Consider the following 22192-nt stretch of genomic DNA (forward strand, 5'->3'; position numbering starts at 1 on the left):
TTTATTCCTCACTTTCGCTTAGTTTAGATTGTAATAATAATTTATCCCGATAATATGTAACCTTTGCCCAATTTTCCGTATGTTCCATTATTTCTCCAACCCTACGCAACGGTAAATCATTGATTAAATGTAATATGACAACTTGCTTGTATGGTTCAGGTAGTGATAAAATAGCTTGTTCTATTGTTATCTTATCATCCGCCTTCATCGTAAAGCTATCTACAGAAATATTTTCTTCCAGTGAAACTGTTTTTTGCTTGTCTAGCTGCTTATAGTGTACATGTTTTGCAATGGAGTATATCCAGGTTTTCATAGAACATTTACCACTAAAACGAACTAAGGAGCAAAACACACGATAAAAGGTTTCTTGAGTCAGCTCTGATGCTATGTCCTCGTTTAAATATAAATAATAGAAATAACGCTGTATTTCGCTTACATATGTCGTATATATTTCGTCGAATTCCTTCAATAGCTTCCATCATCTCCTTATCGTTAAATAAGTGCGCACAATCTATTAGTCCCTATTAACATGAAAAGGTTACAACAAAATAAGGACAATCCGTAAAGATTGCCCTTTGGTTATTTTACAACACAATAATAGTTGGTTTCCCAACATGGAATATAAGGATGATGTCTTAAATAAAACTTGTAATTTGGATTAAGCTCATGAATCAATAATGGTAATGCATATAAATCTTCATTTTTATGATAGCTTGATACCATCAATTTTGGTGCATAAGCTTGAATTGTTTCTTTGCATCCCAATAAAGCTTGATACTCGGCACCCTCCACATCAAATTTAATTGTGGTAGCTTTTTTCCCTTGCAAAATATGATCCACAGAATTGGCTTGTACTTCAATAACTCCTGTGTTTTCCAGTTTTGAATTGCGGCCACCTTTTCCTGAAAAATGCAGCACCGTTTTTTCGCTCCAAGCACCAATATTAAAAGTATTGATATTCGTTATTTTTTCCTCGTCAATTCGCTTGTGTAATCGTTTAAAGTTCTTTACATCCGGCTCAAAAGCATAAATTTGTTCAATGCTACCATTGCTGTATCGCAAAAACTCTGAAACGGTATCACCATTATAAGCGCCTAAATCAACATAATGCTCATGACCTGTTGGCTTAATAATCTCATACACTTCACTGATATTGGTGGTAATGCCTTTTAAATAATCAATTTTACCACTCACTTTGAAATTCAGCGTATCAATCATAACTTTTTTAGACCAATCGTCTGCAAGCATATTGTATACTTTGGTAAACTGCTCGTTATGTTTTTGTATATACGCATGGTCAAAGACCTCATCATCTGTTTTCACAACCGGAACATCAGGTGCATAGAACTCGCACTCATCCTGTAATGCATAAAGTACTTCTAGCATCTCAGGACGAAATGTTGCAAATGCAAGCAAACTAATAAAGTTTTTTCCATGCATTGCGGTAACCTCATCTAATCGCAAAACTTTATAACCACAAAAGCTATGACCTCTTACAAAATTATTGCTAGCATAAATTCCTTCAAACGGAATTCCTAATTGCTCTAATACATGAATGATTTTTAATGCACCATCGCCCATTCCATAGATAAAAATTGGCTTATCTGTTTGCTTTAAATGCTCCCATAAGCTTTGTTTTTCTGTTAATAGCTCTATCACGTTTTTCTCTCCTGCGTTTTTATTTTGTTATTAATAAATTCTATTTGATAATGTTGAATAGTTCTTCTAGTTTATGTATTTCATAATCAGAAATTGCATCCGATTTATTTTCAAACTTGTTTTGGTTAAACCAGCAAGTCGTTACTCCTATCTGATTGCCTCCCATTATATCGGAAGAAAGGCTATCACCAATTAAAAGAACCTTATCTTTTTCAACGTTGCCAATTTTATCAAATACATATTCAAAGTATTCCTTTTGTGGCTTTTGGTATCCACTATCTTCTGATACAAAAATATCGGTAATAAACGGTTTTATCTTACAGTGTTCAAATCGTTTATGCTGTACTTTTGAAATGCCATTTGTTACAATATAAAGTTTATATTGCTTTGCTAAAGCTTCACATAATTCATAAGCACCATCAATCAAATCGGATCCATTCGCTAAAAATTCTAAATAATCATTATTTGCTTTCAAACCATCTTTTTCAATATGCAGTTCTTCAAATAGTTTTGTAAATCGAGTCTTTTGAATCACATCTTTCTCAATGTTTCCAAGCTCAAAGTCTTTCCATAATTTATGGTTAATTTCTTTATATAAGTCAATTTTACTTTTGGTATATGAAATTTGATACAAATAAAAAACCTGCTTTAATGCTCTTTCTTCAGCCTTTTGAAAATCAAACAAGGTATCATCTGCATCAAATAAAAGAATTAGATATTTTGACATTTACGTACCTCCCTAACCCTATCAGCGTATTAGTATTATTATATCATAAAAAGTCTGTTTGAACGTAAGTGAAAACAGGTTCCCGTGATAAAATGTTCTCGTTATGGTCAAAATCTTTGATTTTGGGTACCATAGAGGTTATTATAACATAACTCTATAAAAAAATCTCGATAAACATTAATCATATCCTAATCTTATTCACTGCTATTTTATCTATTTACTACATAAATACTCCACATATCCATTATATATATTGTGTATAATAGCCAAATATCATGGCAAATATTATCTGTTTTGCTTATTGTAATTACAATTGAATAATGATATATTTAGGATGTTTTCGGATTTCAAGAACCTATATAAAGTTTTCTTACAAATAATAACATATTCATTTTATTTGTATCATACGTATTATGTTGGGGGTAATCGGAAACAGTTCACTATTTTGAAAGGGGAATATCTTATGCAACTCTCAGACACAACGTTTCAGCTGATATCCATTGTGATTGCATTGCTCTCACTTGGTGTAGCAGCGTGGCTTTACTCATGGGTGAAAAAACGCCCTTCCTCCAATGCAAAAATTGCTGAAGTAGGAGATCTCATTCGCAAAGGCGCAAACACATTTCTAAGACATGAATACAAAGTTTTGGCTCGTTTCTGTGCGGTAGTCGCAATTCTTCTCTTAGTGTTCTTACCAAAACCTATATGGCAAGGCAACATTTTAGATAATGTGACTATGGTACTTGCATACATATTTGGTACTGCATTCTCAGCTTTAGCTGGTAAAGTAGGTATTGAAGTGGCAACGATTGCGAATGTAAAATCCGCAGAAGCTGCCAAAGACGGAATGAAGCCTTCCTTTATGGCTGGTTTCCGTGGCGGTGCTGTAATGGGTATGGCTGTAGTAGGTGTAAGCTTACTCGGTGTTGCCGGACTTATGATTTTAACTGATAGCTCAACTGCTCTTCTAGGTTTCAGCTTTGGTGCTAGCTCGCTTGCTTTGTTTGCAAAAGCAGGCGGTGGTATCTTTACAAAAACCGCTGATATTAGTGCAGACTTAGTTGGTAAAGTTGAGCTTGGTATTCCAGAAGATGATCCAAGAAACCCTGCTGTTATAGCTGATAACGTTGGCGATAATGTTGGCGACGTTGCCGGTATGGGCGCTGACCTATTCGACTCTAACGTAGCTTCTATGGCTGCTGCTCTTGTTATGGCTCTATCTTTAGATAAGCTTGCAGGTAATTCTGCAAATGTAAACACTGTATTTTGTTACGCTGCCCTTGGCTTATTAGCATCAATCATTGGTGTAAGTACTGCACGTATTGGTAAAAAAGGCGATCCTACAAGAGCCTTAAATAGCAGCACCTATGTTACAACCGGTATTTTTGGCTTACTAACTGCCGGTGCTACTTGGCTATTCGGATTTGAATGGAGAATCTGGGCTGCAACAATAGTTGGCTTATTAGTTGGCGTTATTATTGGTATTGCAAGCGATTACTTTACCAATGACAATAAAAAACCGGTTCGCTATGTTGCGAATGCAGCAAAAACGGGACCAGCATTTACTATCCTTTCCGGTATTTCATATGGTTTCTTAAGCATCCTTCCAGCAATGGTAGGTATCTCTGTATCTGCATTGCTTGCATTCAAAATTTGCGAGCCTATTGGTCCTGGTTATGCAATGTTCGGTATTGCTATGGCTGCAGTTGGTATGCTCTCCATCGTTGGTATGATTATTTCTAACGACGCATACGGCCCAATTGTTGACAATGCACGTGGACTTGCCGAAATGGGAAACCTAGGCGATGAAGTATTGGATATTACTGATAAATTAGACAGCGCAGGTAACACTGTTAAAGCTGTTACAAAAGGCTTTGCAATTGGTGCTGCCGGTTTAACTGTTATTGCTTTATTAGGTGCATTCATGAGTGAAGTAAATGATGCCGCTGCTAAACTTGGAAAGGAAGTCATCACAGGCTTTGACATTATGAGCCCTGTTGTATTCTTTGGTTTATTGGTTGGTGCTGCAATTCCAGCTTTATTCTCTGCTATGCTGATGCTTGGTGTTGATAGAAACGCACAACGTATGGTTTCCGAAATTCACCGTCAATTTAAAGAAATCATCGGCTTAAAAGAAGGTAAAGAAGGCGTAAAACCGGAATATGATAAATGCATTGAAATTGCGACAAAAGGCGCTATTCGTGAACTGATTCCTGCTGGCTTAATTGCAATTATTGCAACATTGGCTGTTGGATTTATTGGTGGCGTTCAAGCAATCGGCGGTTTCTTAACCGGTAATATCGTAAGCGGATTATTATTAGCATTGTTTATGTCTAACTCAGGTGGACTTTGGGATAATGCAAAGAAATACATAGAAGCGGGTAACAATGGCGGAAAAGGATCTGATGCTCATAAAGCTGCTGTTGTAGGCGATACCGTTGGTGATCCATTTAAAGATACAGCTGGTCCATCTATCAATACCCAAATCACTGTTGTTTCCCTTGTATCTTCACTAATGGCTACTCTTTTCTTAACATTCTCTATCTTTGGATAAGAGATGCTATAATCATTCTTCTCTCACTGGCCTGTATTTTCAATACAGGCCCCTTTTTTTGCTCATTCCAAAAGTCAATTGCTTTATTATCAATGTTATGAAACTTGTTTACTGCTTCATATCCTTATTATTCTTAGAATATATTTATATAATGAGGATGTGATGATATGGAGCCAACATCAGAATTTCATACCGTACGAGGGTATCAGCTTTTAGAACAAAATCGCCGCTTTTTAACCTCCGCTATGGAGGATTATTTAGAAATGATATATCGAACCATGCAAGCAGATGGGTATGTGCGAATTAACGTGCTATCAGAACAACTCAATGTTTCACCGCCATCAACTACTAACATGGTTCAAAAGCTGCATCAGCTAGGTCTAATTAACTACAAAAAATACGGTATTATTACGCTTACACCTATTGGTAATGAAATTGGTGGATTCTTATTACAAAGGCATACTATCATTGAGCAGTTTCTAACCAACCTTGGTGTAGAAAATGTATTAAATGAAACGGAGTTAATCGAACATAATATTTCTAACAACACCTTACAAAAAATCAATCATTTTAATGAATTTCTAACCAAAAACCCTTCAATAGCACAAAGCTTATATATTAGTTTAAATTCAATATAAGAAAAATAACAAGAAGCTTTTTAGCTTCTTGTTATTTCAGTCTGAAGAAAAAGCCCGATTTTGGCGTAACCAAAGTCGGGCTTTTGAATATATGGTTGAAAATTTGAAAAAAGTGGAAAGGATACAAAAAGGAGAGTTCACCCTCCACTTATGTATTGCCAGCTTTTTAAGGTTCATGCACGCAAATTTAAGCCTAACCCAGTTTGTTACTTGGGCAAGACCTCGATAAGGTGTATAACGCATTGCGTATTTTTCTTTCGCATCAGCAAAAACTCGCTCAATCGTTTCTTTTCGCTGTGCATAAAGATCTTTGTATTTTATTGCATAACGAATATCTGAAACTTGCTCTAAGTACTCATGCCAAACATGAACTGTGTATTGTTTCTGGAATTCTTTACTTTCAGTGCATTTGTAACGAAACCCACAGATTTTACAGTCGTTTGGATTGCTTTTAAATTCTTTGTATCCTTCTCTATTCGTGGTGGAATAGTGTAAAACTTTATTGTTTGGACATACTACACAGTCAAAATATTCATCATATGAAAAATCATATTTCTTAAAAAAGCCTTGTTTTGTCATTGGTCTACGATATGGTACTAATAAATCTTTTCCATCATCTATAAGTCTTTTTGCAATATAGGGAGTATTGTAGGCACTATCTGCCACTATTGTTTGGATTTCGGGGTGGTTTTCTTTTAATTTATCATACAAATCATCGAATGCTACGCTGTCATGTACATTGCCTGCTGTTACATGAACATCTACAATGTAGCCTTTTTTGTCACAAGCTGTATGTGCTTCATAAGCAAGGCATTTCTTATGCTCTCCTTTATGAAATACACCGCTTTCAGGGTCAGTGGTTGATTCATTGATGATTTTTTCTTCTATTTTAGGTGGCTTTGTATCGTCAAATGGCTTTTTTTTATGTTCTTCTCTATCTTTATTGATTTCGTCCATTAGTTGTTTCTCATAATGTTTTGCTGCTACGGGGATTGATTTCTTTACAACCTTTTTTATATTTGCATTTGCTTTTATATGGGTTCCATCTACAAATACCACCTCTGGGTCAAGATATCCCATATCATTGATTTCATTCAATATCCAGTTGAAAATGCATGCAATAGTATTCTCGTTAAATCTATGTTTAAAGGCATAACTTATTGTTGTAAAGTGAGGTATTTGTTCTGTCATTAAATATCCTAAAAACCAACGATATGCACAGTTCATTTGTACTTCTTCTACCAATTTGCGCAACGAACTTATTCCATACAAATGTTGTATTAAGACCATTTTGATTAGTACTACTGGGTCTATGCTTGGTCTTCCATTATCTTTACAATACAAATCCTCTACGAAATCATATATATGACAGAAATCCACTGCACTATCTATTTTTCTAAGCAAATGTTCTGCTGGAATAAATTCTTCTAAGCACAAAAACTCTACTTGTGTTCGGTCTTTTTTAGCTTTAACTAACATTTAATCACCCTATTTAATTATACCATTTTTCGCGTCAAAAGTCCCCTAAATCATCAAATTTAGGGGACTTTTTCTACAAGCTGAGCTCCCTGATTTCTCAGGGAGCTTTCTACTATTCTATACAACCCACAAAGGATTAGTACATTCCGCCCATTCCACCTGGCATTTGTGGAGCTGCAGGAGCTTCTGGTTCTTTAATGTCAGCAACTAAGCTTTCAGTAGTTAATACCATTGAAGCTACAGAAGCAGCATTTTGTAGTGCGCTTCTAGTTACTTTAGTTGGGTCAACAATACCGGCAGACATCATATCGCAGTATGTTTCATTGTAAGCGTCGAAACCATAACCTATTTTATCAGCAGAGATGATTTTATCAATGATTACGCTGCCTTCTAAGCCAGCATTTTTAGCAATTTGGCGAATTGGTTCTTCTAATGCTTTGCAAACAATAGCAACACCGGTTTTTTCGTCGCCAACGTTAGAATCTAATAGAGCAGCAACAGCAGGGATTGCGTTAATTAAAGCAACTCCACCACCAGCTACGATGCCTTCTTCAACAGCTGCTTTTGTAGCAGCAAGTGCGTCTTCAATTCGAAGTTTCTTTTCTTTCATTTCGATTTCAGTTGCAGCACCAACTTTAATAACAGCAACACCACCGGAAAGTTTTGCTAAACGCTCTTGTAGTTTTTCTCTATCAAAATCAGAAGCAGTAGTTTCAATTTGTGCTTTAATTTGATGAATACGATTGTTGATTTCTTCTTTTTGACCAGCTCCATCAACAATAATTGTATTTTCTTTTTGAATAACAACTTGACGAGCTTGACCTAATTGTTCAAGAGTAGTTTCTTTTAGGTCTAAACCTAGTTCATCAGAAATCACTTCACCACCAGTTAAGATAGCAATATCACGAAGCATTTCTTTTCTTCTGTCGCCAAAGCCAGGAGCTTTTACAACAACACAAGTAAAGGTGCCTCTTAGTTTGTTTACAAGGATAGTAGCAAGTGCTTCACCTTCCATATCCTCAGCAATGATAACAAGTTTTTTGCCTGTTTTAACGATTTGCTCTAATAAAGGTAGGATATCTTGAATGTTAGTAATTTTCTTATCTGTAATTAAGATTAAAGCATCATCAATAACAGCTTCCATCTTATCTGTATCAGTTACCATGTATGGAGATAGGTAGCCACGATCAAATTGCATACCTTCTACAACTTCGCTGTATGTTTCTGCAGTTTTAGATTCTTCAATTGTAATAACACCGTCAGCAGAAACTTTTTCCATTGCGTCTGCGATTAACTTACCAACAAATTCATCAGCAGCAGAAATAGTAGCAACTCTTGCGATATCCGCAGAACCGTTTACTACTTTAGAATTAGAAACAATTGCATTAACTGCAGCTTCAACTGCTTTTTGAATACCTTTTTTAACAACCATTGGGTTCGCTCCGGCAGCAACGTTTTTCATACCTTCACGTACTAAAGCTTGAGCTAATAGGGTAGCGGTAGTAGTACCATCACCGGCAGCATCATTTGTTTTAGTTGCAACTTCTTTTACAAGTTGTGCGCCCATATTTTCAAATGCATCTTCTAATTCAATTTCTTTTGCAATGGTAACACCATCGTTAGTAATCAATGGAGCACCGAATTTCTTGTCTAAAACGACATTTCTGCCTTTAGGGCCTAATGTGATTTTTACTGTATCTGCAAGTTTATCAATACCAGCTTGTAGAGATTTTCTAGCTTGTTCGCCATAAATAATTTCTTTTGCCATAATAAAAAAATCCTCCTTTAGAATTTTGTCTTATAATGCAATCAAAAGGTTATTAACCTACCGCATTGAATTTAATATTTCTCGTTGGTGCATCAAGGATGCCGCACCCTACAACTAATCTTTCGTGTTGTTTTGTAGGAAACGCATTGTATGCGTTCCGAGACAGAATGAAGTCGGTGATGTCATTTAATTAAAGAATAATTGCAAGAATTTCAGATTGACGAAGAATAGTATATTCAACACCGTCTAATTTTACTTCAGTACCGGCATATTTACTCATCAATACGCGGTCACCTACTTTTAATTCCATAGTTATTTCTTTTCCGTCAACAACACCGCCAGGGCCTACTGCTACAACTTCAGCGATTTGCGGTTTTTCTTTTGCAGCACCTGCAAGAATGATGCCACTTTGTGTTGTTTCCTCTGCTTCTACCATTTTAATAACGACTCTGTCTGCTAGAGGTTTAATGTTCATAATCAATTCCTCCTAAAAATAATGTTATTTTAGCACTCTTAGAGTCTGAGTGCTAACTAATATCTATTGTAGTGTTTTTTTGTAAAAAGTCAATATTTACTTTATGAATTTTTTTTTAAAACATACCGTATTTTATTTTAAAATCTAAGATAGAGAAATAACATGGAAAAAAGCAAATAATGTATATAATTTTTCATAAAATACAAAAGTAAAAATAAAAAGATATTGTACTTATTGTCAATATCAAGTATAATAAAATTAAATGTAGTCGAAAGGATGTCTTACCGATATGAATATAAATAACTACTCTATCATTACAGATGTTACTTGTGATTTACCTCAAGATTATTTAAAGAAGAATAAAATCACAACAATGCCATTAACCTATACTATGGATGAGGTTGAATATGATGGAACAGCTGAACGTTCTTTGCATCCAACTGATTTTTATGCTAAGTTACGCAGCGGTACTATGGCAAAAACTGCACAAGTTACTCCGGACAAAGCAAAAGAATACTTTAAACCAGAACTAGAAAAAGGTAACGACATTCTATATATCGGATTTTCATCTGGTTTGAGTGGCACGTTTCAAAGTGTAACGATTGCTAAATCTGATTTAGACGAAGAATATCCAGATAGAAAAATAATTGTAATTGATTCTTTGTGTGCTTCTTTAGGTCAAGGCTTATTGGTTGACTATGCAGTTAATCAAAAAGCAAAAGGAAAATCCATTGATGAAGTTGCAAAATTAGTGGAAGATATTAAACTAAGAGTTTGTCATTACTTTACAGTAGAAGATTTAAACCATCTACATCGTGGCGGGCGTGTATCAAAAACATCTGCTGTTATAGGATCCATTCTTGGAATTAAACCGGTTATGCATATGGACAATGCAGGTAAGCTGATTCCGATTGGAAAAGTAAGAGGCAGAAGACAATCTTTAGATGCTTTGGTTGAAAAGATGGGAACAAAACTATCTGATTATAAAAACGATTATGTTTTTATTTCTCATGGTGATAGCCAAAAAGATGCAGAATATGTTGCTTCTAAAGTAAAAGAGAAATTTTCAATTAAAACACAAATAATTAACTATGTAGGACCTGTTATTGGTTCACACTCCGGTCCGGGTACAATTGCATTATTTTTTATTGGTGCAAACCGTGATGAAAAACCACTATAAAAATTTTTTAATACAGTTGTGTTAAAATTAATTATCAGCAATATATAGTCTACTATCATGATAGAAAAACAAATCAATATGGATGGGATAAATGAGATATTCTGTTAATCAAACTATTCACACACGAAGTATGCGAAAATGAAAAATTCGCACTTGTTGTGGAAAGGAGACCAATTGATTGTGAAAAAGAAATTACTGATTATTTTTATTTGCTTGGTATTGTTTATGACTTTGATTATTACAGGTATTTTTGTGTTTCCAATGTTTTTTCGATTGAACAATAAGGATGAAAGTTTAAGGGAAAAGGCATCAAGTATAAGCACAATCTCAGATGTAGTTGATCCGGATTCTGATTATCAATATCAAGGAATAAAGCCAACTGATGAAAAAGATAAAGCATTTAAAGTGGTAGGTTATTATCTAGGGGATAAAGAACCAATTTTAGATCGTATTCAATTTAATGTGGTAACTCATATTATTTATGCATTTGCTATTCCTAAAGAGGATGGTACTCTGCGCCCTTTTGATTATCCGGAAACGGCTAAGGCGTTGGTAAAGCAAGCACATAGTAATAATACCAAAGTTTTACTCGGCATTGGGGGATGGTCGTATAAGGATATTCCCTTGCAATCTGATTTTGAATCCGCAACTGCAACAGATGAAAAAATTCGAAAATTCGGCGATTCTATTATTGCTATGACCAAGAAATATGGTTTTGATGGTGTAGATATGGATTGGGAACATCCAAGAGCAGGAGCATCTTCAGAAGTACAATACGAAAAGCTAATGGTATATTTGAGTAAACGTTGTAAGGATGAGAAGATGTTGCTGACTGCTGCGGTGATTAGCGGTGTAGATGCGGATAACGTTAAGATTAAAGATGCAATGGCTCATACCGATAAAGTATTATCTTTAGTAGATTGGATTAACGTTATGGCTTATGATGGTGGGAATGAATCTCGGCATTCTCCATATGAGTTTGCTGTAAAATGCGGTGAATACTGGCGAGATTCTCGTAAAGTTTCTCCTCAAAAAGTAGTGATAGGTGTTCCTTTTTATGCAAGACCATCTTGGAAATCATATGATGAAATCTTAAAAGTATTCCCAGATGCGTACAAAAATGATCAAGTTCCCCAAGAAGACCGTTTTGATTATTATAATGGTGTTGTGACGATGGAAAAGAAGGCAAAATGGGCTAAGGATAATGTAGGTGGCGTTATGATTTGGGAGCTAACTAAAGATACGTTGGATAAGAGTAAAAGCTTATTATCTGCAATTCAAAAAGGTATAAAATAGCTGTAAAAATAAAGGGGAGGATAATACCTCCCTTTTGTTATGTTATTAGAGCAAAATATAGACAACGAAAAGCATTCTATGACAAGATTGAATGTAATGATTTTGATATACTAAACACACAAGGAGCTGATACAATGGAATGGGTAAAAGCTGTAAATCAGGCAATAAGCTATATGGAAGAAAATTTATTTGAGGATATTACTTGCGAAAGTGTTGCAGACCATGTATATCTTTCTAGCTTTCATTTTCAAAGGACATTTGCTATGCTAACAGAATTGACAGTTGGGGAATATATACGAAACAGGCGGCTGTCCTTGGCGGGTGAAGAATTAGTAGCAACCAAAGAAAAAATTATTGATATTGCTTTGAAGTATGGATATCAAACGCCTGAAAGCTTCACAAAAGCATTCACAAGGTTTCATGGAGTAACACCTAGTGAAGCGAAAAAAGAAGGTGCAGTTTTAAAGTCATTTCCACCCCTTGTAATCAAAATTATTTTAGAAGGTGGTACGAGTATGGATTATCAGATTGTAAAAAAAGATGCATTTCAAGTTGTTGTAAAAAGTCGTATATTTAAAGAAGAAACTTCAGCAACCGAAATTCCAAAGTTCTGGACAGAATATTTTAACTCGGGAGTCGCAGAAAAAGTGTGCGGAGCAATGGGTATATGTGCAGCAGAAACATGTAATAAAAAAGATTGGAAATATGGTATTGGATGTGACAAAAAATTAGTACAAGAAATTCCGGATGGATTTGAAGTATGGAATATTCCTGCAAATACATGGGCGATTTTTCACTGCGTAGGAGCAATGCCTAAAGCAATCCAAGCAATGTGGAAGCGCATTTATTCGGAATGGCTACCATCTTCAAACTATGAGTTATTGCCTGATTATGATATTGAGTTTTATACAGAAGGTGATAACAGCAGTGAAGATTATGTAAGTGAAATCTGGATTCCGGTTAAAGAGAAACAATAGGAAATAGTAGGGGTGCTTCCATGCAAAGTCATTAACTTAAGGGTTGGGTTCTAGTCTTATGAACTTTCTCAGTGTTGCGTTGCTCGCTATGTTCCCAACAGAAAAATGCTACGTATTTATCTGTAAAAGAGGAAGGTGGCACGCTAATGGCGTGACGAGAGACTCCCGAAAATTTTGTGTAAAAGTGAATAAGGTACTTCCAATCAGACAAGAATTAAGATAATAAATTCAAGTATGAAAGGAAGTATTTTTTTATGGAAAAGCAACCGAAAGAGTTATTAAAAGAGTATGTGAACAGCCAAAACTTCACAAGCACAACAGAGGTTATGCAGGCAATGAAAGAGATGTTCAAAGATGTTCTTCAGCAAGTTATGGATAGTGAATTAGACGAAGAATTGGGTTACCAAAAAAGTCAAAGAATAGCGAACGATGACGGAAAAAGCATGTCGAAAAATTATCGAAATGGATATTCAAAGAAAACAGTTAAAACACAACTTGGCGAAGTGGATATTAATGTTCCTCGTGATAGAAACGGTGAATTTGAACCACAAATTATTGGTAAATATAATCGTAATGCTGACGGGATGGAAGAAAAAATTATTGCACTTTACTCTTGTGGCATGTCTCAACGAGATATTGCTGAACAAGTAAAAAATCTTTATGATGTAGAAATTTCAGATGGACTAGTAAGCAAGATAACAGAAAAAATAATGCCGGAAGTAACAGCATGGCAAAACCGTCCACTAGATAGTGTATACCCATTTGTGTTCATGGATGCAATACACTACAAAGTAAAAGAAAACAATCAGTTTGTAACGAAAGCAGCATATGTGGTTTTAGGAATTACACTTGAAGGAAATAAAGATATATTGGGCATTTGGATTGGAGAAAACGAGAGCTCAAAATTCTGGTTGAGCGTTATGAATGACTTGAAATCAAGGGGTTTGCAAGATGTATACCTATTTTGTGTTGACGGTTTAAAAGGTTTTAAAGAAGCAATCAATGCAGCATATCCCAAAGCGCACATTCAACGTTGTATTATACATCAAATTCGATATTCAACACGATATGTAGGATACAAAGATATCAAGAAGTTAATGGCAGATCTAAAACTAGTATATCAAGCTGTTACAGAGGAAGAAGCATTGAATAATCTAATATCATTCAAAGAAAAATGGGGTAAAAGTTATCCTTCTTGCATAAAGAGTTGGGAGGATAACTGGGATATACTATCAACCTTTTTTGCATATCCAACTGATGTAAGGAAAATAATATACACAACTAATATTATTGAGGGATTAAACAGGCAGTTCAGACAAATAACCAAGAATAAACCATCATTTCAAAATGATGATAGTTTAAAAAGGATACTGTATTTAGCTTCAAAGAAAATTGTCGAACGATGGACACAACGTTGTCGAAATTGGGACGTTGTTTTAAACCAATTAAACATCATGTTTTCGGACAGAATCGCTGGATGATTCTATGTTCAGCCGCCAAAATTTAATGACAAAAGGGGCATGCCCCTTTTGTCATTAAATAAACTTGTTTCAACTAACCTATACACTATGTCAATTACTATTTTGTTCCTATTTCTTGTTCTGATTGTTTTTATATTTACACAAAATTCTTGGTATACCTCGTGACCGAATAGAGTAAATAACTATTAAATTTTCTTAAGTTATTGGGAGGTTTTTACACCCTCCCATTCGTATTTACTTGATTATTATCGTTCGATTACTAAGAGTAGGGGCACACATTGTGCGTGCGTTTTATGTAGTATTCTCGTAACCAACGGCAAGAGCAGAGCCCTTCCCCTACATAATATATCTGTATCTTGCAGGTAATACATCATATAACTCTGTAAAACGTAAAATCCCCGTTACAATTGTAATGGGGATTTTACACTTATACGGTTTTTAGTCAAAAGGTACAACAGTATTAGTTCTTGCAGATTCAAAAGCTGCTTCCATGAACTTCATAACACGCATTAGCTCATCATGCTTAATGAGAATATCAGCTTTACCGCTAATAGTAGCCATTACGTTGCGGTAGAAGTCTTTAATATCAGTATCAACATGAGGTAAATCCTCTGTTTTGATTGTTTCATCCGTTCTAGGAGCCATAGTTTTGGTTAAGCCAGCCGCAGTTTTTACAGGAACGGCATCGTTTTTATCCCAGTCAGTGATACGTACCATTTTACCGTGCATATACCAATCTTCGATTGTAGCAGAACCATTTGTACCAAGCATATACCAACGTGGTAATTCAATAAAGTTGCTCGTTCCAACTTCTAATAATGCTCTAAGACCACTTTCAAAGGTAACCATTATTTTAAAGCCATCATCAACAAGCTCATTTGTAACATGATCTAATGTGCAGTAGATAGATTTAATATTTTCTTTTACCATTTGTAGTAGTTGGTCAATGATATGAACGCCCCAGTCAAGAATCATTCCGCCGCCATGTTCAACCTCTCCACGCCAGTCGCCAGGTATACCTCTTGAACCATGTACTCTAGATTCAATACAGTGTACTTCGCCAAGCAGTTTTTCATCAAAGATTTTCTTCATAGTCAAGAAATCTTGATCCCAACGTCTGTTTTGATGAACAACAAATAGTTTTTTACATTCGTTTGCAGTATTAATCATTTCTTGTAATTCTGCGGAATTCATAGCTACCGGTTTCTCACAAACAACGTTTTTACCAGCTTTTAATGCAGCAATCGTTACTTCTTTGTGAACATCATTTGGAGTGGCACATAAAACAATATCTACCTCTTCATCAGCAAGTAATTCTTCTCTAGAAGCATATGCTACTAGATTATTTTCTTTTGCATAGTCAAGTCGTTCTTGCTTTAAATCAAATACACCTTTTACAAATAAGCCGTCAATACCACTCTCAATTAGTTCTCTATGCCAATTTCCCATGCCACCAAATCCAACGATGGCAAGACAATATTTATTATCTCTCATAGTAGTTATCCTTTCTGTTTTTTCAACAACATTCTTATCAAGTTGTTAAAAGATAGTAAACGTTATTTAAATTTAGAGTAGGGAAGACTATAATTATTTACAGACCATCACAGGTCACCCCTACAATACAATGTATCAATGTAGGGCAAGGGCTTGCTCTTGCCGTCGGTAATAAGCAAAATTGAATAAAACGGTCATAATAGCCCAATGAAAGCAGGTTAAGAGAAATTGCGGTACCAACCTCTCCGCCGAATTTGGTTGACACCTCTCCTAAAGAAGAGGCTTTTTCTAGGCTCCTCCTTGGGGGAGCTGTCACTCGCAAGTGACTGAGAGGGTAATGCTATGATAGAGTTTACCTTTAACTTGCTTGCATTGAATACCACCCCCAACAATTTGGCGGTAGCAAGCCATCCTCTACATCTACCGAAATTAGAAGATCAGCGAATATTCCAAATAGACGGGAAGAATGGAGTTATCCATTCTTTGTGAGTTCAGTTTACTGAACTCATGCCCACCACATACCGCCTTGTTTTTCAAATACTAAAACTTCTTTTAAGAAGTCAATTGCTTTTGTTAAACCTTCATTAGTTGACATTAAGCTGTCTTCATGTTCAATGCTTAATGCATTATCATAGCCTACCATACGAAGCGCAGACACCATGTCTTTCCAATAGCCTAAATCGTTTCCGTATCCACAAGAACGGAAAATCCAAGAACGGTTTAGTTCATCGCCATAATGTTTGGTATCTAATACGCCGTTTACAGCAGTATTATAGGAATCAACCTTTGTATCTTTTGCATGGAAATGATAAATAGCTCCTGCTTTGCCTAACTCTTTAATTGCTAGAGTAGGGTCAATTCCTTGCCAAATAAGATGGCTTGGGTCAAAGTTTACACCGATTACATCGCCAACAGCTTCACGAAGTCTTAACGCAGAAGCAGGGTTATAAACACAGAATCCAGGATGCATTTCTAAAGCAATTTTTGTTACGCCATGTGCTTTTGCAAATGCAGCTTTTTCTTTCCAATAAGGAATTAAAACTTCATTCCATTGCCAATCTAATATGGTTAAGAAATCGTCCGGCCAAGGGCAAACAACCCAGTTTGGATATTTGGAATTTTCAGAATCACCAGGGCAGCCGGAGAATGTGTTAATAACATCAATTCCGAGCTTTTCAGCAAGTAGAATTGCCTTGGTTAAAGCTTCATCAAATTCTTTTGCAATTGATTTATTTGGGTGAATAGGGTTAGCATGACAGCTTAATCCACTAATTGTAACACCATGTTTTGCAATAGTAGCTTTGAATTCCTCTAATTTACTTTCATCGTTTAATAAAATATCTGGGTTTGCATGTGCAGTTCCAGGATATCCTCCGCAGCCAATTTCAACAGCTTGCACACCTTTACTTACTAAATAAGTAAGAGCTTCATCCAATGTTTTATCAGATAATAGCGTAGTAAAAACTCCGAGTTTCATATGTATTCAGTCCTTTTAAAAATAGTTTATTTATCTGCATTTGTTTTAAGCTAAATCAATTTACTAATAATGTTGCATTTAAAAGAAATATCCTTCAACTATATTTACAAACAATGTTCCGTTATCACCTTTAATTGAAAATGCTCTATTTTTGAAATAGACGGTTTTCTCATTTGCTGAAATAGTAACTTTTGTGTGATCTTTGAGCTCATATACTATTTCAAACTTCGGATTTTCCTTTAGGGTAGTTCCTAATTTGAAGTTTAGTAAATTCGTTGCATTTCTTGCTATTTCAAGTTCTTTTTCTGTATTCACCACAACTGTTTCGTTGGTAATTTTATTTGTTATGGTTGAACGGATAATATTTTCTTGTTGAGGAAGACCTAGCAAAGGAATTCCATGAAAAGTAATAAAAAAACAGGAAAATGCAATAAAACACACAATAAATGTTATGAGACTGTTGAGGATAGTTCTTTTCATTTTATGCACCTGCTTAGTTTTATATTTGTAATATAATTAACCTTGCATAAATTGCTCTAACATTTCAAAATCTTTTCGAATAGCCGCAACTTGTTCTTTGGCATGTTCATTTGCTTCCGATTCAACAACAGCCCAATCCATATTGTTTTCTTTTGCAAAACGGAAAACAGCTTTCATATCAACACTGCCTTCGCCAAGTGTTGTGCCTTGATCGCCTATACCATCTTTGGCATGGAACACATCAATACGGTCTGCATACTTTTTCAAATAAGTAACAGGATTTTCGCCACCACGATATACCCAATATACATCAAACTCAAGCATGAAGTCTGTGCCTTCCATCTCTTTTGCTAATATATCGATTAAGTACTCATCGCCATCTTTTTGAAATTCGTGTGCATGATTATGATAACCTAATACCATGCCATTCTCTTTGAATTTTGGTAATACTGCTTTTAACTTGTCAGCTAATGCAACAACATCCGCTTTGGTTTTCACATCATACCAAGGACAGATAATTCTTGTATTTCCAATTGTTTTATGATATGCAATGGTAGCGTCGGTATCATCAAAAATCAATTCAGGAGCAACGTGTGCGCCGGAAACAGAAAGGTTATATTTATTTAACCATTCTTTTACTTGGAAAGCAGGATGATTAAAAAATCCTGCAAATTCAACGCCTTCATAACCGATTTCAGAAACAACTTTTAATGCCTCTTCAAAATTATCTTTTGCAAGATCTCGAATAGCATATAACTGTACGGATTTTTTCATAGTAATCTCCTTTTCACAAATTATTTTATAACATTAAGTCACGAATCATTTTAATTGTGTATTTTACGCCACGGTCGCCAAGGTCACCTTGCCAAACAGCAGAGTGAGGTTCAATGCTTAAGGTTCCATCATAACCTAATGCATATAAAGTACCCATAAATGCGCCCCAGTTTGTTTGGTCGATACCTGCCGGTGGATCATCAAAACGTTCACCATCAATCATCAAACTACCCTTAATATGAACATGCGCAAAACGATTACCCCATTTTTTCATTTCAGAAAGATAGTTCTCGCCGTTTGCGTAAATAGAATGAGATGGATCATATTTGATGTATAGGTCTTTCAAATGGCCATGGATTACACTCCAAGCTGGGTCGGAAACAACATAGTTATTCCAACGACAGTTATTTGTAGCAACCTTGATTCCATATTTTTTTGCAAATGCAATTAGCTTTTCAAAATAGCTGATTGCTGCAGAATAGTTTTCAAATAAAGATAGCTCTTCAACATAGTTACAGCTGCAAACATAAACAGGACAGCCAACTTTTGCAGCTGCTTGAATTAATGTAGTGTCTGCTAGCCATTCCTCTTCATTATGAGATCCATCTTTGTTGATTTTGTTGCCTGCCCAACGACCAACAGAGCCAACAAATAAGCCTAATTTGTTGCAATCCACTGCAATGCGATCTGCTTTGTCGTAAAACTCTTGAAAACGGTTATCTGCATCCGCATTGACGCAGAATTCAACAAAATCCAATCCTAATTCTTTTACTTTTTCTAAATGATTAGTTTCAAAGCCGTAGCTTATAATTCCAAGTTTCATAATACTCATTATCCAAGTTTGATATTGACTCAAACTGAATCCTCTCTAATTCAATTATTATTTTTGTGTGATTTGATATACGTTAAAAGAACTTCGGTTCCTTTGTGCATATCGAGTGTGCCGTTTACAATGATATCAGCATGCCAACGTGTAGGCTCAACTAGCTCATTGTGACGAAATCGAACAGTATCTAAGTATCTGGTTGCAATTTCATCAAATGATTGACCATAGGTTGCAAAGCGATGAATGCGACGAATGATTCGTTCATCACTTTGTAAATCTACGAACACTTTTAAATCAAGTCTTTCCCGAATTTCATCAAGATAAAGCGCAAAGATTCCTTCGATGATTACATAATCCAAAGTTTTATTGGAAATTGCTTTATCAAAATCGCAATATAATTTTCCCAGATTTAATGTATCTGGATGATTATGCTCCGGATATTCTTTTCGGGTTATTGGTGCAATTGTAGTGGGAGTGACTTCTTTAAAATAATCATCCATATTCAGTACAACAATGTTATCATTGTTAAGCTGCTGCTTGAGCGTTTCACATAGTGTGGATTTTCCGCTGCAAGTTCCTCCGGCAATTCCAATTACAAATGGGTTTGACATAAACTGTCCATCCTTTTGGTTGATAATAAAGCAAGGGTTACCACTTAAGGTAACCCTTGTGGCAGCTGATTGAACCGATACAATTTATGATTTCAAACTAAATAGGTTGTTATTAGTATTAGTCAGCTAAATATACAGGTTTGCCTGTTTTTGCTGATTCATAAATTGCTTCAAGGATTTGTGTTACAACTAAAGCTTGCTCAGGTTTTACACGAAGCTCAGTACCTTTTGTAATTGCATCAATATAGGTTCTGGTTTCAATATCAGCAGGAGTAGAAGCAACACCATCAAAATAATCAACACCGCTTGCATTCAAATCCGGTTTAATAACATATTGCTTGTTGAATTTAACGCCGTTAATGCGAAGGCCATCTACCATATCAGCACCCGCTTTTGTTCCGCAAAGAGTAGTTTTTGCTTCACGAACATCTAAAGTATTTAATGCCCAGCTAGATTCAAGAACAATGGTTGCTCCATTTTCCATTACAACAAAACCAAAAGCGGAATCTTCAACAGTAAATTGAGATTGATCCCAATCGCCCCAAGCGTTGCCGCAATCTTTTTGGTCGCCAAGCTTTTTATATGTAGTACCAACAACCATTTTTGGTTTGTAGTTATCCATCAGCCATAATGTTAAGTCAAGTGCATGAGTACCAATATCAATTAATGGGCCGCCGCCTTGTTCATATTCATTTAAGAATACGCCCCAAGTTGGAACAGCACGACGTCTTAAAGCATGAGCTTTTGCATAATAAATTTCGCCTAAGTCATCTGCTTTACATACTTCTTTTAGATATAGAGATTCCGGATTACAACGATTTTGATAACCGATGGTTAGAATTTTACCTGTTTTCTTTGCGGTTTCAACCATTTCTTTTGCTTCAGCATAAGTTTTAGCCATAGGCTTTTCACACATAACGTTTTTATCAGCATTTAATGCATCAATTGTAATAAAGCTATGAGAACGGTTTGGAGTTAAAACGTGAACAGCATCAATTGTTTTGTCTTTTAACAATTCTTTGTAATCTGTATACACTTTTGCATCTTCAGTACCATATTCTGATTTTGCTTTAATTGCTTTTTCTTCAATAATATCGCAAAAAGCAACGAGCTCTACTTCCTCATGAAGTTTTTTTAGGGCTGGTAAATGCTTACCATTTGCAATACCGCCACAACCGATGATTCCAATTCTTACTTTACTCATAAAAATCTCCCTCTTTTTTTGTTGTTTTCTCAAATAAGTGTCTCTTCTCACTGTTGTTAATTAGGACCATAATTTAAATTTGCTTAACAGATTCTCTTTCTACAATCTCATAATCAAGTAGCAGGTGGTTTATATTCGTATCCGTACCATTGATTTTGTTAAGCAATAGCTCCATCGCTTGATAACCAATTTCATATTGTGGTTGTTTCAAAGTTGTGATGGAAGGCATATATATCTGTGATAGCTGTGTGTTATCAAAGCCCATAATTGAAATATCATCAGGAATTTTGATATCGTTTTGTGCAAGTGCTTTCATTGCACCTGCAGCGCAGCTATCGGATATACAAAAGATTGCTGTTGGCAACTCGCCTTTGCTTAAAAGCAAAGAACTTGCCCGAATTCCGGCATTAAAGCTGAAACCTTCATTAAAAATCCAATTAGGGTTAACTGGTATATTGTTTTCTTTTAATGCTTTGCAATATCCATGTTCACGCTTTATTGAAGATTGATAAATATCGCCGGCACCAAAAAAGGCTATTTTTTTATGTCCTTTTTTAATTAGATAGCTTACTGAATCATAAGCCGCTTTTTCATTGTCAATTGAAACGGTAGAAGTTAAAAAATCTTCTCTTGGTTCACAAGCTTGCACAACGTTTACAGCAGATAATTCATTTGTCAAAGTATTGCCATCTTGTTCCGTTGTTAAAAAAACGGCTCCATCTACTAAACGTGTTTTTAACATTTGCATATAGCGTTGTTCAATTTTACAGTTACCATGGGTCATACATACCATAACAGTATAACCATGAGGAATTGCTTTTTCTTCAATTCCTTTTACAACACGGGAATAGAACTGATTGGAAATGGTATTTAACATGACTAGAATTTTTTTCGTTTCTAATCTTCTTAAACTCCGCCCTAAAAGGTTAGGGGAGTAGTTTAATTCTTTTATAGCCGCTAACACACGTTCTTTTGTTTCATCTTGAACATTTTCTGTGTTGTTAATTACTCTTGATACAGTTGCCACAGAAACTTGCGCTAGTTTCGCAACATCTTTAATGGATGTCATTTTATCATTCCTATTCCGTTTTG

The 22192-nt window shown here is 35.4% G+C and carries 20 protein-coding genes; 6 read left to right on the forward strand and 14 right to left on the reverse strand.

The annotated features are described in order from the left end of the window. Position 1 precedes the first annotated feature (1 nt). The 3 genes from RBG61_RS08080 to RBG61_RS08090 form a co-directional block, all read right to left on the reverse strand. Positions 2–469 (reverse strand): RNA polymerase sigma factor, encoded by a 468-nt coding sequence (locus tag RBG61_RS08080; RefSeq protein ID WP_307942459.1) that lies wholly within the window; start codon positions 467–469, stop codon positions 2–4. Between the two features lie 110 nt (positions 470–579). Beyond that, entirely contained in the window at positions 580–1659 is a 1080-nt protein-coding gene (locus tag RBG61_RS08085; RefSeq protein WP_307942460.1) for an FkbM family methyltransferase, read from the reverse strand. A 40-nt stretch (positions 1660–1699) separates the two neighbouring features. Then, positions 1700–2386: a YjjG family noncanonical pyrimidine nucleotidase gene (locus RBG61_RS08090; RefSeq protein WP_307942461.1), complete on the reverse strand. Its 687-nt coding sequence runs from the start codon at positions 2384–2386 to the stop codon at positions 1700–1702. 463 nt (positions 2387–2849) lie between these two features. On the opposite strand from RBG61_RS08090, the gene RBG61_RS08095 reads away from it, so the two are divergent. After that, on the forward strand, positions 2850–4940 hold the full coding sequence (locus RBG61_RS08095; RefSeq protein ID WP_307942462.1) for a sodium-translocating pyrophosphatase: 2091 nt from the start codon (positions 2850–2852) through the stop codon (positions 4938–4940). Between the two features lie 167 nt (positions 4941–5107). Then, entirely contained in the window at positions 5108–5578 is a 471-nt protein-coding gene (locus RBG61_RS08100) for a metal-dependent transcriptional regulator (protein WP_307942463.1), read from the forward strand. A 36-nt stretch (positions 5579–5614) separates the two neighbouring features. On the opposite strand, the gene RBG61_RS08105 is transcribed toward RBG61_RS08100, so the two are convergent. The 3 genes from RBG61_RS08105 to RBG61_RS08115 all read right to left on the reverse strand — a co-directional run bounded on the left by RBG61_RS08105 (position 5615) and on the right by RBG61_RS08115 (position 9300). Then, positions 5615–7057: an IS1182 family transposase gene (locus RBG61_RS08105; RefSeq protein WP_307942466.1), complete on the reverse strand. Its 1443-nt coding sequence runs from the start codon at positions 7055–7057 to the stop codon at positions 5615–5617. Between the two features lie 136 nt (positions 7058–7193). Continuing rightward, positions 7194–8825, reverse strand: a complete 1632-nt coding sequence (gene groL / locus RBG61_RS08110) for a chaperonin GroEL (RefSeq protein WP_307942468.1) — start codon at positions 8823–8825, stop codon at positions 7194–7196. 190 nt (positions 8826–9015) lie between these two features. Beyond that, on the reverse strand, positions 9016–9300 hold the full coding sequence (locus tag RBG61_RS08115; RefSeq protein WP_307942470.1) for a co-chaperone GroES: 285 nt from the start codon (positions 9298–9300) through the stop codon (positions 9016–9018). A 289-nt stretch (positions 9301–9589) separates the two neighbouring features. Here RBG61_RS08115 and RBG61_RS08120 point away from each other — a divergent pair, with 289 nt between their 5' ends. The 4 genes from RBG61_RS08120 (at position 9590) to RBG61_RS08135 (ending at position 14234) form a co-directional block, all read left to right on the forward strand. Then, positions 9590–10480 (forward strand): DegV family protein, encoded by an 891-nt coding sequence (locus RBG61_RS08120; protein WP_307942472.1) that lies wholly within the window; start codon positions 9590–9592, stop codon positions 10478–10480. Positions 10481–10660: 180 nt separating this feature from the next. Continuing rightward, a complete protein-coding gene (locus RBG61_RS08125; protein ID WP_307942475.1) occupies positions 10661–11776 on the forward strand; it encodes a glycosyl hydrolase family 18 protein in 1116 nt (371 codons plus the stop codon). Positions 11777–11910: 134 nt separating this feature from the next. Next, positions 11911–12753 carry an AraC family transcriptional regulator gene (locus RBG61_RS08130; RefSeq protein WP_307942477.1) on the forward strand — a complete coding sequence of 281 codons (843 nt, stop codon included), beginning with the start codon at positions 11911–11913 and terminating at the stop codon, positions 12751–12753. A 254-nt stretch (positions 12754–13007) separates the two neighbouring features. Continuing rightward, positions 13008–14234, forward strand: a complete 1227-nt coding sequence (locus RBG61_RS08135) for an IS256 family transposase (protein WP_307942478.1) — start codon at positions 13008–13010, stop codon at positions 14232–14234. Between the two features lie 438 nt (positions 14235–14672). Here RBG61_RS08135 and RBG61_RS08140 read toward each other — a convergent pair whose 3' ends face one another. The 8 genes from RBG61_RS08140 to RBG61_RS08175 form a co-directional block, all read right to left on the reverse strand. Then, the gene (locus RBG61_RS08140) at positions 14673–15728 is read right to left on the reverse strand and encodes a Gfo/Idh/MocA family protein (RefSeq protein WP_307942481.1); all 1056 of its coding nucleotides are present in this window, start codon (positions 15726–15728) and stop codon (positions 14673–14675) included. 505 nt (positions 15729–16233) lie between these two features. Then, positions 16234–17205 (reverse strand): sugar phosphate isomerase/epimerase family protein, encoded by a 972-nt coding sequence (locus tag RBG61_RS08145; protein ID WP_307942484.1) that lies wholly within the window; start codon positions 17203–17205, stop codon positions 16234–16236. A 78-nt stretch (positions 17206–17283) separates the two neighbouring features. Further along, on the reverse strand, positions 17284–17685 hold the full coding sequence (locus tag RBG61_RS08150; protein ID WP_307942486.1) for a hypothetical protein: 402 nt from the start codon (positions 17683–17685) through the stop codon (positions 17284–17286). A 36-nt stretch (positions 17686–17721) separates the two neighbouring features. Next, positions 17722–18459, reverse strand: a complete 738-nt coding sequence (locus RBG61_RS08155) for a sugar phosphate isomerase/epimerase family protein (protein ID WP_307942489.1) — start codon at positions 18457–18459, stop codon at positions 17722–17724. Positions 18460–18484: 25 nt separating this feature from the next. Continuing rightward, positions 18485–19315 carry a sugar phosphate isomerase/epimerase family protein gene (locus RBG61_RS08160; RefSeq protein WP_307942492.1) on the reverse strand — a complete coding sequence of 277 codons (831 nt, stop codon included), beginning with the start codon at positions 19313–19315 and terminating at the stop codon, positions 18485–18487. Between the two features lie 17 nt (positions 19316–19332). Further along, on the reverse strand, positions 19333–19896 hold the full coding sequence (locus tag RBG61_RS08165) for a uridine kinase family protein (RefSeq protein ID WP_307942494.1): 564 nt from the start codon (positions 19894–19896) through the stop codon (positions 19333–19335). Positions 19897–20014: 118 nt separating this feature from the next. Further along, the gene (locus tag RBG61_RS08170; protein WP_307942496.1) at positions 20015–21100 is read right to left on the reverse strand and encodes a Gfo/Idh/MocA family protein; all 1086 of its coding nucleotides are present in this window, start codon (positions 21098–21100) and stop codon (positions 20015–20017) included. Positions 21101–21173: 73 nt separating this feature from the next. Then, positions 21174–22169 (reverse strand): LacI family DNA-binding transcriptional regulator, encoded by a 996-nt coding sequence (locus RBG61_RS08175; RefSeq protein ID WP_307942498.1) that lies wholly within the window; start codon positions 22167–22169, stop codon positions 21174–21176. Positions 22170–22192 lie beyond the last annotated feature (23 nt).

This window comes from Paludicola sp. MB14-C6, from assembly GCF_030908625.1.
Lineage (GTDB): Bacteria > Bacillota > Clostridia > Oscillospirales > Ruminococcaceae > Paludihabitans.

Excerpts from the sequence above, each read along its gene's own strand:
- RBG61_RS08090 (WP_307942461.1), bottom strand. The coding sequence starts at position 2,386 with ATGTCAAAATATCTAATTCTTTTATTTGATGCAGATGATACCTTGTTT.
- RBG61_RS08095 (WP_307942462.1), top strand. The coding sequence starts at position 2,850 with ATGCAACTCTCAGACACAACGTTTCAGCTGATATCCATTGTGATTGCA.
- RBG61_RS08100 (WP_307942463.1), top strand. The coding sequence starts at position 5,108 with ATGGAGCCAACATCAGAATTTCATACCGTACGAGGGTATCAGCTTTTA.
- RBG61_RS08105 (WP_307942466.1), bottom strand. The coding sequence starts at position 7,057 with ATGTTAGTTAAAGCTAAAAAAGACCGAACACAAGTAGAGTTTTTGTGC.
- groL (WP_307942468.1), bottom strand. The coding sequence starts at position 8,825 with ATGGCAAAAGAAATTATTTATGGCGAACAAGCTAGAAAATCTCTACAA.
- RBG61_RS08115 (WP_307942470.1), bottom strand. The coding sequence starts at position 9,300 with ATGAACATTAAACCTCTAGCAGACAGAGTCGTTATTAAAATGGTAGAA.
- RBG61_RS08120 (WP_307942472.1), top strand. The coding sequence starts at position 9,590 with ATGAATATAAATAACTACTCTATCATTACAGATGTTACTTGTGATTTA.
- RBG61_RS08130 (WP_307942477.1), top strand. The coding sequence starts at position 11,911 with ATGGAATGGGTAAAAGCTGTAAATCAGGCAATAAGCTATATGGAAGAA.
- RBG61_RS08135 (WP_307942478.1), top strand. The coding sequence starts at position 13,008 with ATGGAAAAGCAACCGAAAGAGTTATTAAAAGAGTATGTGAACAGCCAA.
- RBG61_RS08140 (WP_307942481.1), bottom strand. The coding sequence starts at position 15,728 with ATGAGAGATAATAAATATTGTCTTGCCATCGTTGGATTTGGTGGCATG.
- RBG61_RS08145 (WP_307942484.1), bottom strand. The coding sequence starts at position 17,205 with ATGAAACTCGGAGTTTTTACTACGCTATTATCTGATAAAACATTGGAT.
- RBG61_RS08150 (WP_307942486.1), bottom strand. The coding sequence starts at position 17,685 with ATGAAAAGAACTATCCTCAACAGTCTCATAACATTTATTGTGTGTTTT.
- RBG61_RS08155 (WP_307942489.1), bottom strand. The coding sequence starts at position 18,459 with ATGAAAAAATCCGTACAGTTATATGCTATTCGAGATCTTGCAAAAGAT.
- RBG61_RS08165 (WP_307942494.1), bottom strand. The coding sequence starts at position 19,896 with ATGTCAAACCCATTTGTAATTGGAATTGCCGGAGGAACTTGCAGCGGA.
- RBG61_RS08170 (WP_307942496.1), bottom strand. The coding sequence starts at position 21,100 with ATGAGTAAAGTAAGAATTGGAATCATCGGTTGTGGCGGTATTGCAAAT.
- RBG61_RS08175 (WP_307942498.1), bottom strand. The coding sequence starts at position 22,169 with ATGACATCCATTAAAGATGTTGCGAAACTAGCGCAAGTTTCTGTGGCA.